The sequence below is a fragment of the Paraburkholderia guartelaensis genome, assembly GCF_004353905.1.
Classification (GTDB): domain Bacteria; phylum Pseudomonadota; class Gammaproteobacteria; order Burkholderiales; family Burkholderiaceae; genus Paraburkholderia; species Paraburkholderia guartelaensis.
Genome location: NZ_SMOD01000001.1, coordinates 450,456 through 465,472, shown reverse-complemented (window position 1 = coordinate 465,472; position 15,017 = coordinate 450,456). Strand labels below are relative to the sequence as shown.

13 protein-coding genes are annotated in these 15,017 nt (G+C 62.4%); 3 read left to right on the top strand and 10 right to left on the bottom strand.

What is annotated here, in order from left to right:
* Positions 1-56 precede the first annotated feature (56 nt).
* Complete coding sequence (locus E1N52_RS02030; RefSeq protein ID WP_246088915.1) at positions 57-815, top strand: AraC family transcriptional regulator; 759 nt, start codon at positions 57-59, stop codon at positions 813-815.
* A gap of 60 nt (positions 816-875) precedes the next feature.
* Here the strand turns inward: E1N52_RS02030 and E1N52_RS02025 are convergent, their stop codons facing one another.
* The 5 genes from E1N52_RS02025 to E1N52_RS02005 all read right to left on the bottom strand — a co-directional run bounded on the left by E1N52_RS02025 (position 876) and on the right by E1N52_RS02005 (position 6,193).
* The gene (locus E1N52_RS02025) at positions 876-1,436 is read right to left on the bottom strand and encodes an aspartate carbamoyltransferase (protein ID WP_133179698.1); all 561 of its coding nucleotides are present in this window, start codon (positions 1,434-1,436) and stop codon (positions 876-878) included.
* Positions 1,437-1,542: 106 nt separating this feature from the next.
* Positions 1,543-2,547 (bottom strand): substrate-binding domain-containing protein, encoded by a 1,005-nt coding sequence (locus tag E1N52_RS02020; RefSeq protein WP_133179697.1) that lies wholly within the window; start codon positions 2,545-2,547, stop codon positions 1,543-1,545.
* A 33-nt stretch (positions 2,548-2,580) separates the two neighbouring features.
* Positions 2,581-3,618, bottom strand: coding sequence for an ABC transporter permease (locus E1N52_RS02015; protein ID WP_246088914.1), 1,038 nt, complete (start codon positions 3,616-3,618; stop codon positions 2,581-2,583).
* Positions 3,615-4,436, bottom strand: coding sequence for an ATP-binding cassette domain-containing protein (locus E1N52_RS02010; RefSeq protein ID WP_133179696.1), 822 nt, complete (start codon positions 4,434-4,436; stop codon positions 3,615-3,617). The genes E1N52_RS02015 and E1N52_RS02010 overlap by 4 nt, the downstream gene beginning before the upstream one ends.
* 512 nt (positions 4,437-4,948) lie before the next feature.
* Positions 4,949-6,193 (bottom strand): DUF1479 domain-containing protein, encoded by a 1,245-nt coding sequence (locus E1N52_RS02005; RefSeq protein WP_133179695.1) that lies wholly within the window; start codon positions 6,191-6,193, stop codon positions 4,949-4,951.
* Positions 6,194-6,290: 97 nt separating this feature from the next.
* On the opposite strand from E1N52_RS02005, the gene E1N52_RS02000 reads away from it, so the two are divergent.
* Positions 6,291-7,250, top strand: coding sequence for a helix-turn-helix domain-containing protein (locus E1N52_RS02000; protein ID WP_133179694.1), 960 nt, complete (start codon positions 6,291-6,293; stop codon positions 7,248-7,250).
* Positions 7,251-7,267: 17 nt separating this feature from the next.
* Here the strand turns inward: E1N52_RS02000 and E1N52_RS01995 are convergent, their stop codons facing one another.
* The 4 genes from E1N52_RS01995 to E1N52_RS01980 form a co-directional block, all read right to left on the bottom strand.
* Entirely contained in the window at positions 7,268-8,488 is a 1,221-nt protein-coding gene (locus E1N52_RS01995) for a ferritin-like domain-containing protein (RefSeq protein WP_133179693.1), read from the bottom strand.
* Positions 8,445-9,320 carry a phosphate/phosphite/phosphonate ABC transporter substrate-binding protein gene (locus E1N52_RS01990; protein WP_133179692.1) on the bottom strand — a complete coding sequence of 292 codons (876 nt, stop codon included), beginning with the start codon at positions 9,318-9,320 and terminating at the stop codon, positions 8,445-8,447. The genes E1N52_RS01995 and E1N52_RS01990 overlap by 44 nt, the downstream gene beginning before the upstream one ends.
* A gap of 16 nt (positions 9,321-9,336) precedes the next feature.
* Positions 9,337-10,455, bottom strand: a complete 1,119-nt coding sequence (locus E1N52_RS01985) for an acyl-CoA dehydrogenase family protein (RefSeq protein WP_133179691.1) — start codon at positions 10,453-10,455, stop codon at positions 9,337-9,339.
* A 279-nt stretch (positions 10,456-10,734) separates the two neighbouring features.
* Positions 10,735-13,059 carry a beta-glucosidase family protein gene (locus E1N52_RS01980; RefSeq protein ID WP_246088913.1) on the bottom strand — a complete coding sequence of 775 codons (2,325 nt, stop codon included), beginning with the start codon at positions 13,057-13,059 and terminating at the stop codon, positions 10,735-10,737.
* Positions 13,060-13,456: 397 nt separating this feature from the next.
* Here E1N52_RS01980 and E1N52_RS01975 point away from each other — a divergent pair, with 397 nt between their 5' ends.
* On the top strand, positions 13,457-14,488 hold the full coding sequence (locus E1N52_RS01975) for an AraC family transcriptional regulator (RefSeq protein WP_165979306.1): 1,032 nt from the start codon (positions 13,457-13,459) through the stop codon (positions 14,486-14,488).
* A gap of 114 nt (positions 14,489-14,602) precedes the next feature.
* Here E1N52_RS01975 and E1N52_RS01970 read toward each other — a convergent pair whose 3' ends face one another.
* On the bottom strand, positions 14,603-14,815 hold the full coding sequence (locus tag E1N52_RS01970) for a hypothetical protein (RefSeq protein WP_133179688.1): 213 nt from the start codon (positions 14,813-14,815) through the stop codon (positions 14,603-14,605).
* Positions 14,816-15,017: the final 202 nt, after the last annotated feature.

Below are 15,017 nucleotides of genomic sequence, written 5' to 3'. Positions count from 1 at the left end.
TGGCCTGGTCACCGCCTGTCGAAGCGAGCAATGGCGGCCTGTTCGTATCGCGCGGCGTGGGCGTGCACCCGTCGCGGCGCATCCAGTCTTACGAGTTGATCTATGTCCGGCAGGGCTGTCTGAAACTTCACGAGGACGGCAAGCAATTCGACGTGAATGCAGGGGAAACCTTGTTGCTCTGGCCGGGCCGGCTGCACGGCGGCACGTCGCCGTTTGCCCCCGACCTCAAGTTTTACTGGGTGCATTTCACCGTGCCCGAAACGCCGCTTTCTGGTTCGGCATCCGCCGAGGTGCTGGAGTTTCCCCAGCACGCGCGCGTCGAGCGGCCCGATCATTTATCGGGGATGTTCCAGCGTCTCTTGAACGACCAGCAGATCTATGGCGTCCAGCCATTGCCGGACAGCCTCACGATCCTGCAGATGCTCTGGGAACTGAAGCGCTCGCGCGTCGCGGCTACCGCTGTCGACGGGGCCCCGCAGCAGTTGGCGGCCAGCGCCGACCGGTGGATTCGCACGCACTTTCACGAGCCGGTCAGCGCATCGTCGATTGCAGCGCACCTTGGCTGCAACGCGGACTATCTGGGGCGGATCTATCGCGCCGTCTATGGCCGTACGCTGACCGACGCCGTCCACGAACGCCGTATGCTGCACGCGGCCATCGTTCTTGCCGAAGACCGGCTGACGATCGCGCAGGTCGCCTACGAATGCGGCTTCGAAGACAGCGGATATTTCCGGAGGCTGTTCAAGAAGAGTAAAGGCATGACGCCGAATGCATTTCGACGGCTGCATTTGCGCGTTCATATCAACACAGCCTGAGACGAGGCGCGGAGAAGGCTGCGAACAGTCTTGCGCCGGTATCCCGGTCGTATGCGCGGTTTACTCCGCTGCGGCGCTGTCCATTGAATGATGGTGGTGCATCATGCCGGCATCGTGCCCTGCCATCGCGTCATGGCCGTGATCGGACAACTGTGCATCGAACCATGTGTGCAGCGCCGCGACGAGGCGAGGCTCGTGCGTGCGATAGACGATTTCGCCTCCATCGGGCAAATCGCGATATTGAATCTTCAATTCGCCCGGCTGTGCGGTTTGCAGCGCGGCGATGCCCGGCATATCGTTGCCATGGATCTGCTCCGGCGCCTCAAAATCACCCGCCGAGAACTGGCGGGCGATCATCGCCAGATGCTCACGGATCAGCGCGGCCTGCTTCGGATCATGACGCTTCGTGATGACCTGCTGAACCCCGCCATCGGCCGTCTTCGTAAAGATGTGAGTGGTGGCCGCCAGGGAGAACGGCATGACTTCCGCGCCGCGTTGCGCGACGTCCTCCTGGCGTGCCGTAACGTCTGCGATGGCCGGCGATGAAAGCAAGGCGGCGCCGAACAGGACGGCGGTCGGCGCCACGATTGCAACGATAGCCAGCACTGAAAGGCGTTTCATCCGGTTGGTCCAGTCGTAGAGCGCTCATTGTAAAGCGGTTGCGCTGGCAGTCAGTTCAAAAGTTGGACGGCACCACTCAGGCCGCCCCGTCTCGCACCATCCGTCCTTAGCGGATCCCTCGCTTGATCAGCGGAATGAGCGAGTCGATCGTCGCGGGGGTCTGCACACCTGCGCCGGTGTTGATGGTCAGTCCCGCGAAGTGATAAGCCGCCGAGAGCACGCACTGCGTAACCGGCAAAAAGCCCTGCAGATAGAGCTGCTGATCGAGCGTCGCGGTGATGAATTTGCTCTGCAGCCCGGAAATCGTGGCGGGCGCCAGATCGATGCCGCCCACGATGATTTGCCCCGGCTTCTTGCCAGCCTGCTGGAGCGCCTGCGGAATGAACCCGGTCACGCCGCCGTGCTGGGTGCCGATCGCCTTCAGATCAGGGTGCGCCTGGATAAAGGCGACGAGGATAGGCACGGCGAGCGACGAATCGGAATCCACCTGAGGCGAGATATTGAGCCGCGTCACCTTCACGCCAGCCTTTTCCAGTGTCTCGGCAAGACCGCGGTCGGACTGGCTGCGCACACTCTCGTTGAAGACACCGTACTCGAGCGCCTCGTCGCCCTTCTTGAGCCCGGCGTTGAGCATGGCCTGAGCGGTAATTTGCCCGCCTACGTAGAGTTCGACGCCGGCGTAGCCGAAGCCCTTCGCGTCGTAAAGCTTCTGGTTGTCGGGTAGCGGCGTATTGCCGACCGTCACGATGATGCCCTGGTCTACCGCCTGTTTGATCAGGGGTGCGAAGGCTGGATCGCCCGGATGGCCCATGATGCCGATGCACGTCGGTTTTGCCGCCATCGCCTGGCGAAACTGCGCAAGCATCGTCTCCGGGCTCCACGCCGAGAACTGCTCGATCACCTTGATGCCGAAGGCATGCCCCGCGTCGGCAGCCCCGGTCTGACGTGGCAGCGTCGCGCCATCGCCGGGGTTTCCGCCCATCTGCATATACATCGTCATACCGGCGCCGAGCTGCCCTGACGTGGTCGGATCGGTGGCACCAGCGTTCGGCGAGAGGCCGAACGCAAGCACGCCCGCCCCCAGGAGGAATCCCGTCATGATCTTGTTCATCTCTCTCTCCTATCTCCTGATTTAACGGCTTTATCACCGCCCAAGCCTGAATCTTTCGCGCAACGCGCGCAGCCTGGCGGGATTCTCGACCAACAGATGCAGGATCACGGCGACGATGAACACCACCCCTTCAATCGCCTGTACCCAGAAGCCGGCGATGCCTGTTGCAACGATTCCGGCCTCCAGCATGCCAATCACGAAAGTGCCGAAGAACGTCCCCACGATCGTCGCCGTGCCGCCGAACACCGAGGTTCCGCCGATGAACACGCCGGCCAGCGCCGGCAGCAGGTAGCCTTGCCCCTGGGTCGAGAAATAGTTCAGGTTCTCGAGCGTGAGCAGAACCGTGGCGAAACCGGCCAGCACACCCATCAGCGTGAACAGCTTCACCGTCTCACGCAGCACATTGATGCCCACGACCTTCGCTACGTTGCGGTTGTCTCCGATGAACAGCACGTGCTCGCCAAATCGGTGGCGATTGAGGATGAACCACATGAATATGGCGAGCCCGAGCGCCCAGAGCGCTTGCATCGGGAGCACGCCGAACAATGTGCCCGTGAAGACTGCATAGGCTGAACCGCTGGCGAGCTGCTGTAGCGCATAGGAGAGCCCGCCGGAAAGAATCGAAGCAACACCTGCCCAGAGGAACTGCGTGCCGATCGTCACGATGATCGAGGGCATCCCGACCACCGCGACCAGCACCCCATTCACCACGCCGACCAGCGCGCCGCCTGCCAACGCCGCAAGAATGGCCAGCCAGGCGGATCCGGTGGTGTTCACGCACCAGGCGAACAGAAAGCCCGAGAATGCCATCACCGAGGGGAAAGACAGATCGATCTCCCCCGCCGCAATCACCAGCGTCAGCCCGATCGCCAACACCACCAGCGGCGGCACGGTGGTCAGGAAGGAGAAGTAGATCGGCCAGCCCAGAAAGACGCGCGGCGCGGTTGCCATGAACAGGCCGACCACGAGCGCAAACACGACCAGGCTCGGCAATCCCTCCATGCGAGCAAAACCCGGCAGGCGAAAAAGCACTAAGCGCGCCGGCCGTTTTTCTTTTATCGGATCGCTCACGTCTTTGTCCCCGCAACCGGCGCCGGACCGTGCCCGCTCTGCTGTAGCGAAATCAAATACCGCGTGAGATCCTCGAGGCTCATCTCACCTGACTTGATATCCGCGACAATCCGGCCACGATCGAGCACGACCAGCCGATCGGCGAGTTCGTGCACATGGGCGAGGTTATGTTCGATGTAGATGCAGGCGCGGCCGGATTCCTTGATCGAGCGTACGAAGTCGAGAACCTTGCGCACCTCGCTGATGGCAAGCGCCACCGTGGGTTCATCGAGAATGATCAGATCGCTGTCGAAATACATCGCGCGTCCGATCGCGATGCCCTGGCGCTCGCCGCCGGAGAGTTTCGCGATCAACGAATCCGCGTCGATCCCCACGCCGCGAAAACCGAGTTGTTGCTTCAAAATATCGTTGGCGATGCGCCGCTCTTCGGCGACATTGATGAAGCCGAGCCGGTTGGTGATCTGCCGGCCGACAAAAAAATTACGCCACAGCGGCTGCTTCTCGCCCAGCGATTTTTCCTGATAGACCGTCTCGAAGCGCAACCGGTGCGCCTCGCGCACGGAAAAGCGGCTCCAGTCGACCTCTTCGTCCCGGATGAACAGCTTGCCCGTGCTCGGCCGCACGACACCGGTCAGCACCTTGATGAGCGTCGATTTACCCGCGCCGTTATCGCCGATCAGGCCGACGATCTCGTTGCGGCCAATGGCGAGGTCGATGCCGGAAAGCGCGCGTATCTTGCCGTAAGACAGGCTGATGCTCTGGGCGCGCACGATATGCCGCCAGCCGCTCGTAGCGGACGCGGCATCGCTCGCCGTCACGCTGCGCTCCGGCTCGAATGAACCACAGAGATGTTGTGTACGACGATAGCCATAAAACTTTCCCCTTTGCTTATCGCTCGCCGCATCAACTTACATAGAAAAGTCTCTGGAATATAGTAAGACTAACAGTCAAAGTCTAGTTCAAGAATCGCCTCGCGAGACCGCTTGTTTCCTCGGGAAACCACCTAATCCTGGGCATCTGAATAACGAAACGTAAGGATCGAAGCGTCGGCAAGCTTCTGGAAATCCAGGCGATTCGAAGATGTTCAATCTCGCGGTTGATAGCAAACTTCCCGCCGACATCGAGCACCTGCAGCGCAGCAATTCAAGCCATGTGGCCAGAGGTTTCCGCCAACCTTGTCGCGCGCCGCCCTGTTGATTCGTAGCCAGTTGAGCTACAGCAGCAACGGCAACATTCAACGCTTTCTTTTCATTTAAGTTTCCTAATTTATTTCCAGTATTGAGGGGCCGTCGACGTATCGCCGACAGACCCGCCCTACTGCCCTTGTCGCTTACAAATCAAAGCCCATCTGGGAACGGCCAAGCGCAGTGAGATCTTCTGCTGTGGCGCGACCGACGAAGTCCACTTCGAAATGGTCCGTTGGGAAATCCGGCGGACTCTTCCCTTCCAGGAAGCTCGGAAGCTGCCGCTTCAGATAGGCGTCATTTTTCGCGCAGGCCGGCACCGAGGCGATATACATCACGTTGCTGTAGCCCTTGCCGCGATGTGCATCCTCGACCGCATGGATGACGTCGCTATGCCAGAAAACCGTGTCGCCGGCCTGCATCAGCGGGATCGAAGAGAGCGCATGGAACAGGGGTGCGTGATATTCGGCTTTGATGGACAGCGCGCGGCCCGGCATCGCTCCGCAAAGGTCGTCCTCCGCGACGTCGTCTTGCAGCGCGCGCAAGAGAATGTAGGCCATCGAGTTCGCAATCGGCACCAGTTGCAGCGTGCCGTCGCCGGGGCCTTGCGGCGTCAGGGCCGTCCATCCCTGAAACGTGCGGAACATCGAGCAGACGGCCGGCGAAGGAATCTCCTCGACGTCAGTCCGCCACGCGGCATCGAACGGGTCGTATTCGCGCCAGTTCCCCGAGAACACATGGCGATAGACCTTGCGGAAGTTCGTCTCGATCCAGCGTTCAACCGAACCGCCGTCACAATGCGCCGACAAACCCAGCGACTCCGAACCGGGCGGTCGGCGACGCAGACGGTCTGCGTAGACCGGAACGTGGTCCGGGTCAAAATGCACCCGGCCTTCGCTCTGCGTGCGCCAGAGACGGTTGAGGAACACGCGCGCCTGCGTGAGTTCAGTCGACTGGCGCGCGAGCACCTGCGGCTTCGACCAGTACACGCCGTAGATTTGCGGCTTGCTCGACGCGAGCTGGCCGAAGTATTTGTCTTCGGCGCGATTGAGCAACCTGGCGTCCAGGTTGTTGCGCTCGACATAGTCGGCGATGTCGTTGTCCCATTGCTCAACGAGCGAACGGTCGAAGACCTTGCGGATCACACAGGCGCCTCGGGCCTTGACGAGCGCTATCTGCGCGTCGGTGACCCGGTTCGCCACGATGTCCTCGAACTGGATTTCCGGAATAACGGACTCGCCCCGGTCGCGCAGCGCCGCGATGTGCTGCGCCTCCTTGATCATCGCCGCTTCGACCTCGGCGAACACTTCCCGGTAGTTGGGGAGCGCCGCCCGCAACGCTCGCTTCGCCTGGCGGATGGCTGCCGGCAGGTCGTCAATTTGCAATGCCATTACATCGTCTCCAGGTGATGTTTTTGATACATGGAGCGTACGCGAGGCGTGACCGGTTGCGTGATACTATCCGGTCAAAGATTTCTTAATTCAGGACATGAAAGCAGCTTACGAACACGTTGATTTCGGCCACGATTGTTCGATAAGGGTTTACCACCGGCGGCTGCGCCGCATACCGTTCGAGTGGCATCACCATCCCGAATTCGAACTGACACTGACTATGAACAGTCAGGGCAAGCGGTATATCGGTGATTCGGTCGCCTCTTATGGCGCGGACGATCTGGTGCTGGTGCCACCCAACCTGCCGCATACCTGGGCATCCAACCGCTCGATCGACGACGCAGAGCCTGAGGTCGCAATCGTCATATGGTTCGATGGTGCGTGGGTACGCAGGCTGGCCGACGTTTGCCCGGAATACAACGGCCTGTGCGATCTGCTGCGGCGCGCGGCCTGCGGGCTGGCGTTCGAAGACGGCGCCGGAACGCGCATGCGAGAACACATCGAGCGCCTGCTGTCCGACAAACCGCGCGTGCGGCTGCAAGCCGCCCTCGATGTCCTCGATTTCCTCTCGGAACTACCGGCCACGCCACTCGCTTCGCCGAGCGGCTTTGACGCGCGAACCGGCACGCCGACCGGCCATGAACCCGAACAGATCAATCGCGTGCTCGCGTTGATCGAAACGCAGTTTTCGCGTCCCCTACGGCTCTCGACCCTCGCCAGGGCATCGGGGCTATCCGAGCGATCCCTGACGCGGCATTTCACTCAGCATCTGGGCGAGAGTGTCGGGCGATACATTACCCGCGTTCGAATCGGGCATGCCTGCCGGATGCTCACCGACACACAGACGCCGATATCCGTGATCGCAACGCGCTCGGGTTTTCCCAACGTGGCGAATTTCAACCGTCAGTTCAAGGCGTCGAAGAACATGACGCCGCTCGAATTCAGACAGCAGTTCGCAGGTGCACGGAGTGCGGAAGAAGAATCGGCGGCAAGACTCACCGAGCGCTCCCCCTCGCTTCAGAGGCTCGAAAAGCGTCGCGTCAAGGTCGAAGCGTGAGTGGATCGCGCCAACGGCTACATGAAATTGCGCGTATGCAGTGCGGCAAGTTGCTTCGCCTGAGCCTGCTCGAAGCCAAGACGCACGAGCCTCGTGTAGCGGCCATCGGCCATCTCCCGCATCAAGGTTTGAACCTGCGCATAGCCGCGCGCCACGGCCGCCGGCGTCAGCTCGCCCGCGGCGAGCAGGATCAGCGCGTCGAATACCTCCTCGTTCAGACCCGCGGTGCCCTGCAGCGCGTCATGACGTTGCTCGACCGCGTGGGCCAGACGCGAACGCAGGCGCGGCTCGCTCTTCAGCCGGTAAAGGAGATGGGACATGCCCAGCGCGACATGACGGGCCTCGTCACGAGCGGCAAGGCGTGCGATCTGGCGCGTCAGCGGATCGGGCGCGTGATTCTGGAGGAATTGCAGCAGCGTGACGAAGGTGCCCTCGCCCATGACAGAAAGCAAAAAGCTCGCGACGGAGAAGTCGGGTTCGTCGAGCAGCGTTTTGAGCGATGCCTGCCCGCCTGCCGTCGATAACGCGGGCTCGTGGCCCTTGTGGCGAATGCGCCGGGTGAATACCTCGATGTGCCTCGCCTCGTCGGCTACCTGGATCGCAAGCGCGGCCTGCAGTTCGCGATAGTGCGGATGCAGTTGCCCGAGAAAGCGTGCGGGCACGATGAGCGCGGCGTTCTCGTTCTCGACCAGATAGGTCATGATCTGGACGACAGCGGCTTCCACCGGAGCAGGCAATTCGAACGGCACCTGCCAGTCGATTGCCACGTCAGGATCCCATTGTGCGGCGACCGCCTGGGCATAGAGATCGGCGGCGTTTTCGGTCCAGACCTCCGCTTTCTGGTCCAGCCGAAAGGCGAATTCAGGCGAGCCCGCTTCCACCTGTGCGCCTCTGGCCGCCAGCCCCCAGGCCGGAGATGCGTGTGATGCAACCGCCTCTGCCACGCGCGGGTCGCTGCGGCCGGTCTGCTGCGCGTCGCGCCAGCGGCCGTACCTGCGGTCGCGCTCGATGACGGCGAAGCGCTGTCCTTCGACCAATTGCCACTGCACGAGATGGCCTTGACCGCGGCACCAGTGCTCGAGCATGACCTCCCAGCCGGGCGCCGCGCCCACCACGCGCAACGTCTGGCCCGGCGTCAGCGCGTCCAGTGCATGTCTGACCAGAAGATGAGCGCCGGCGTCGAAGCCGAGCGACTCAATATCGATAAGCGGGCTCGACGATTCGGCCTTGGTCGTCATAGAAAGCCTCTTCCGTTACCGCGCGCTCGAGCAATGCGTAGCCGCTGGTGCGGCCCGGCAGCCACGACCTGAGCCCCTCCAGTTCGAGCAACGGGCGCACCCGCGCGTCATTCCAGTCCATCGAAAGCAGCAAGTCGCCAAAGCGCTGTGCCGCTTCCTGCGGCACGCCGGGGCTGACCGTCATGTTGCAGTGATCGAATGCCCCCGTCGTGGCGACGATGCGCGACTCGCCCGCCGGCAGCGTCCCTTCGTCGGCAAACGCCCGGTAGTTGCCTGCGATCATCCACGTGGCGTCGATTTCGCCGCGCACGAGCGCGCTCGCCGCTTCGCGTTCGCCGCCGATGTGATCGCCGTGCTTGCCGCCCAGCACGTCGAAGCGCTGCGCCTGATAGTCTTGACCCGCGACGAGGCCGCCCTCATGGCGCAGATGATCCAGCGGAATCAGCGTGGCTTGAGGCGAGTCGATCGCGCCGAAACCGACCGTGCCGCCGCGCAGGTCGGCGAGTGTCTGGACGCGACTGTCACGGCGGACGACCAGCACCGAATGCAGATCGATATCCGTGTCGCGCATGGCGAGCGGCAGCACCGCTTCGCCGCGCGCCTGCGCGATGCGGTTCGCGCGTATCCAGGCAAGCGGTGAATTCCACGCGAACGCGATATCTCCTGCGAACTGCGCCTCGACCTGCGTTTCATAGTTCGAATAAAGCAGATAGTCGATCGCGAGTCCGCGTTCGGCAAACCATGCCTTGAAGCCCTCCCAGATCGTGACGACCTTGGGCGCGTAGGCAACGGCGCCGAGCATCAGGGGGGCATTGCGTGTGCTTGAGGACATGATGTGCTTCTCCCCGTCAGGCGAGCGGCAGACCGCACAGCACGCGGCCAATGAATTCGTAAAGGACGTCCGAGGTCGGCCCCATGATGGAGGCGGCGCGCGCGTCGCGGAACAGACGCTCGATGCCCACCTCCTTGCGAAAGGCCGCGCCGCCGCAAATGCGCATCGCCGTATCGGTCACGGCGAGCGCGGCTTCCGCGGCCACCGCCTTCACTTCGAGTACGCGCAGCATCGCGTCGGGCCGGCCCGAGGCCAGCGCGGCAAGCGTATCGTCGCGCAGCGCGCGCGCCTGATCGACGCGAAGCTGCGCGCGGGCGAGATAGGCGCGGATGGTAGGCAGGTCGGCAAGGGCACTGCCGCTTTCCGCGAAACGGCTGGCGGTCACGTGCGGAATGGCGCGTTCAAGCGCGCCATCGGCGATGCCGATCGATGTCGACGCAACGAGGTTTGCAAACACCGGCAACGCTTCGCCGTTCATGATGTCGCCGCCGCCCCCATCAGGGCCGAGCATCGCACTGGCCGGCACACGCAAGCCTTCGGCCTGGATCGGCGCGGACGCGTTGCCGCGCAAGCCGAGGCCGTCGAAGGGTGTCGGACAGTGCAGCCCTTGCGCGCGGCTGTCCACGAGCCATAGCGTACTGGCGCCCTCGGCGGCCAGCGCCGGTCGCGACGACCAGACGTAGGAGTCGGCTTCGACGGCGGACGTCACCATGCTCTTGCTGCCGTTGAGCACGAAATCGTCGCCGTCGGGCCGCGCGGTGCCGACCGGCGCCCAGAAGTGGCTGCGCGAGCCGGTCTCGGACCACGCCAGCGTGGTGAGGTGCTCGCCTTGCGCAATGGCGCGCCTCACTTCGATGGGGCCGTATTTTTCGATGAGGATCGCGCCGGCGTAGTGCATGGTGACGACCATCGCGGTGGACGGGCAATCCCGCGCAATGCGCTCGACCACCTGACACGCCTGCGCGACGCCGAGCCCCATGCCGCCGACTTCCTCGGCGCTGACGAGCCCGAGCAGGCCTGCCTCGCCCAATGCGTCGAGCGCCGCGCGTGGAAAGCGCGCGCTCTGATCCGTTTGGGGGGCTTCGGGGGCAATAGTGGTACGAACGAGCGGTTCCAGCACGTCGATCAAGGACATCGGATCTCTCCCGGACTGAGTTGGCGAAGACGATCGTCCGGTCTGTGCTGAAGCCGCGCGGATATGGCGCAGCCGATAAGGGAGCGCGCGCGTGCGCCACTCCGGTGCATCTGTCGCATGCAGACCTGCAACAACGACTCTCGCACTTGAAGGAACCCGCAGCGCATCGGCAGTGCCGCAGGCCCGCACATTATTGCACTGGCCGATTTTGTCTGGATGCTGGGCGTCCGGGCTTGCACACGAGGCCTGGGCGCTCGATACGCCCAGGCCGCCCATACCTCAGTGCATATCGTCAACGGCAACGCGTGCAGACAACGCATTCGTATCACGTGACGACGACGCGGCACGGATCACGTAGCTTCCGCCATGAACCTGCCACGAGTGCGTCGTGACGTTCCACGTCGCGAGGCGCCGCGCCGGGATGACGACGCTCACCTGTTGCGACTGTCCAGGGCGCAAAGCGACCTTCGCCCACCCTACCAGACGCTGCGGCGGCTCGCCCAGCCCCGGCGGCAGCGTGGCGTACACCTGGGCCACTTCGGCGCCGGCACGCGAGCCCGTGTTGGCAACGGTGAAGGTGGCGATCACGTTGCCGCCCTGATCGGCATGCGTCCTGAGCCCCGAGTACGAGAAGGTCGTATACGAAAGGCCATACCCAAACGGAAACAGCGGATCGATGTTCTTCGCATCGTACCAGCGGTATCCCATCAGGAGTCCTTCGCTATAGACGACGTTCAGGTTGTTGGGGTCGATGGTCGGCTGCGGCAGATCGGCCTCCTGACGCGGGAAGGTGATCGGCAGCTTGGCGGACGGATTGACGTCGCCGAACAGAATGTCCGCGATCGCCTGGCCGCCTTGCACACCCGGATACCACGCTTCCACTACGCCGTGAACGCTGTCGAGCCAAGGCATCGTGACGGGACTCCCGTTCTCCAGCACGACGATGATGCGTTTGGCCTTCGCCGCCACCGCATTGATCAGCGCATTCTGGTCGTACAGCTGATTGCTCGGGTCCGCCTTGTTGTCCGGCAATGACAGGTTCGCCAGATCCGTGCCCTCGCTTTCCCACTGCGTGGCGAACACGATCGCGACATCGGCGTTGCCGGCTGCGCTGGCTGCGGCAGCCGCGTTCGTGCCGTCGAAGTACGTCACCGTGGCTTGCGGCGCCTTGGCCTTGATGGCGTTGTATGGCGAGGACTTGTACCAGGTCGCGCAACTCGAAAGCAGCGGATTGCCGGACTGGCATCCCGACACCGCGTTGCCATCTGCCGCGGGCACGCCCCCCGACCCGCCTCCGGACATCACGCCGACATCGGCATGTCCGCCGATCACGACGATCGAGTGCAGGCCGTTTGCTGCGAGCGGAAGGACCGGCTGGTTGCTGCCGGATGCCGAACCATTCTTCAGTAAAACGATCGACTCGTGCGCGACCGTCAGGGCATCGCGGTTGCCTGCCGTCTGGTCGACCGAGCCGCCAGGCGTTGGCGGATTGTCCATGACGCCAAGCGCGATCATGGTGCGAAGCTTGCGAAAGACCATGTCGTTCAGACGGGAAACCGGCACGCTGCCGGCCTGGACCGCGGCCTTGAGTGCGCTGCTGAAGTAAGACTGAATGCCGAAGCCTGCCCCTGCTGTTCCGAGATCGCCTGGCTGCTCTTCATCGAGTCCCGCCATCGCGGAAGCGACGGTGCTATGGTTGGCCGTCCAGTCCGACTGAACCTTGCCCTTGAATCCCCACTCTTTCTTCAGGATGGTCGTGAGGAGTTCCGGGTTCTGGCAGGCATAGACGCCATTGACGAGGTTGTACGAGCACATCACGTTGCCAGGATGTCCCTCGCGCACGGCAATCTCGAATGCGAGCAACTCCGTTTCCCGCATCGTCCGTTCGTCGACCACGGAATTGCTCGTCATCCGGTTCGTTTCCTGGTCGTTCATCGCGTAGTGCTTCACTGTTGCGATCACATCCTGCGACTGCGTTCCCATGGTGCGCGCGGCGCTCATCGTGCCGGTGAGGACGGGGTCTTCGCCCATGTACTCGAACGTGCGGCCGTCGCGCGGTTCACGAGCGAGATTGACGCCGCCGCCCAGTCCTTCCGCGTAGCCGAGCACGCGCAGTTCACGGGCGATACGCGCCCCGTAGGCGCCCGCGAGCGCCACGTCCCAGCTCGAGGCGAGCCCGATCGGTGCGGGAAAGGCCGTGGTATGCGCGTTCTGCACGTTCACGCCGCCAGCCGAATCCGCCGTCGCCAACGGGGGGATGCCCAGACGGCTGACACTGGGGATATAACCGGCGCCCTGCACCCACGATGGAAAAGGCCCGCCCAGACCGACGGTGGGAATGCCCGTTCCGTGCACCAGCTGGATCTTTTCGTCGAGCGTCAGTTGCGATACCAGCACTGCCGCGCGCCTGTCGGCCTGATCGCCCTTCGCTTTCCAGTCGACGGCCGGCTGTGACGCGCCCGAAGCCTGGGAAAAGAACTGCGACACAATCGAAAATGGGCTGTTGCCCCATGTATTGCTGGTGGCGGCTTGATCCGCGTACGCCACAGAGCCGGCACACAATGCGCCGGCGACGGCAACCGCTATTTGCTTCGCATTCCTCACGGTGTCTCTCCTGTTTTGCCGATTGCATGAACGATGACCCGCGGGATTGCGGGGCCGTAATCGGACTACATTTTTCTTCTAGTTTTATGTTGAATTACCCTACGTAGCGAGATGACGATAGCACCCAGAGAAACGTTTGCGCTTATCGTGGCGTCGCGGAACTTAACCGTGTGTCGCGACATCAGGGTTTGCCTTAACCCCGCGCCGTCCGCCATTTTGGCGCCACCTTGCAGGGAGTTTACGGAGTCGTCGCGCAGATTCAGGCCACCGGATATCGATGCATGCGGAATCAATATTCGAGCGTATCGGGCCGTTTGAGGATTGAAGCAAGGATGCTAAAGTCACCAGCTACCAGCGGTTAGCCGAGGCGACGTTTCTCCGTTCCATGGTGTCTCCCATGACGACCGATCAAAAGACCGTTTCAAACGTCCTTGCCCAACTTTCGCTCAAGTCCGCAATTGAACACGGCATGGCGCCAAATGACTTCATGCGCCTCACCGGAATCACAGAGGCCGAGCTCGCCCATCCAGACGGGCGCATACCCGCTCACAAGCACATTGCGATGCTCAATCTGCTGGAGCCTGGCTACCAGGCTTCGGAGCGGCTCGAGATTTTTTCCAGTTATTCCTTTCGCGCCCCCATCAGCACGTTATTGGCCATCGTCACGAATAGCCCGACTTTGACGAAGGCCTTTGACCAGTTTCTGCGCTACCGGGTGTTGATAGGGAATGTCGATACCGTGAAGGTCAAGCGAGCAGGCCAGACGTTCGAATTCGAATACGTTCTGGACGGCGCGGGCAGAAGTTCATCGAGCGCTTTCTATAATTTTCTGCTGCTCGTTCGCCTCGCCGAACAGTACAACGACGATGAGCCCTTTCCCACCCAGATCGAGCTGACTGGGGATTCGTTTGCGCCCGTCTCCCAGCTCTCGCACCTGTGTGGCGCGACGGTGAAATTCAGGCAAAGCCGCAACCGCATGCTGATGAGAACCGGCTCCGCTGATTTGCCGTATCGCAAGTACAACGAGATCACTGAAAATATTCTCTGCGGTCAGGCCGACGCCGATATCAGGCGCTTTGTTGTCGGCCATTCCTTTTCTTCGAGAATCGAAGATTTCGTGACGAAGATGATTCGTGAGGCGCATGCCGGCCTGCCGTTTGCGAACCCCATGGAAGAAGTCTGCGGCCGCCTTGGCATTTCACGCTCGACGCTGCACAGGCGCCTGCAGGGTGAAGGAACGAACTTTCAGGCGATCCTGGCCCATGCGCGGCTCGAAGAGGCAAGACGCTTGCTGCCGCTGGCCGATTATTCGGTTGCTGCGGTAAGCGATCTTCTCGGCTTTTCTTCTCCCTCCGCGTTCTCGCGTTTCTTTCTCGAGAACAGCGGCAAGTCCCCGTCGCGCTACAAGTTTGAAAACTGCAGGTTCTAGTGAGCTTTCTGGACAGGCTGCTGGCTCGAGCGCGTCCAGGCCCGGCGACTTCGGCACTTGCTGGATCAGCTAAAGGACGCACGCGCGCTCGACACACCGTGACGAAGGCGCCAGTCAGTGCGCGGGTCCAAAGAACGCCTGCGCACCTTCCGATGGCGTCAATCCGGCGGCGAAGTAACCTTCAAGGCGCTCGGCCTTGGCGTCGTCGAGCAGAAACGGCGGACGTACCAGCCCTTGCTCAATGGCGTGGTCGTACCACCGGCTCATCCATTCGCGCAGCTTCGTTTCATAGGGGGACGGCAATTCGTCTGGCGCGTTCTCTTCCATGCGCAATCTCCGCTCGCGGCCGATCAGCCGCTATATTCTTGTCGCGATGCGTGCTGCGCCCATCGAGGGACGCAGGATATCGGGTGGAAACACTTGCCAGCCACGGTCGGGATGGCGGAAGAAAAACAGCGCACGCGGTCCGTCCGCTGTCTGCGCCTCGATGAAGACGCTCGCGATCCTCCCGGACGGGGAACGATGCACC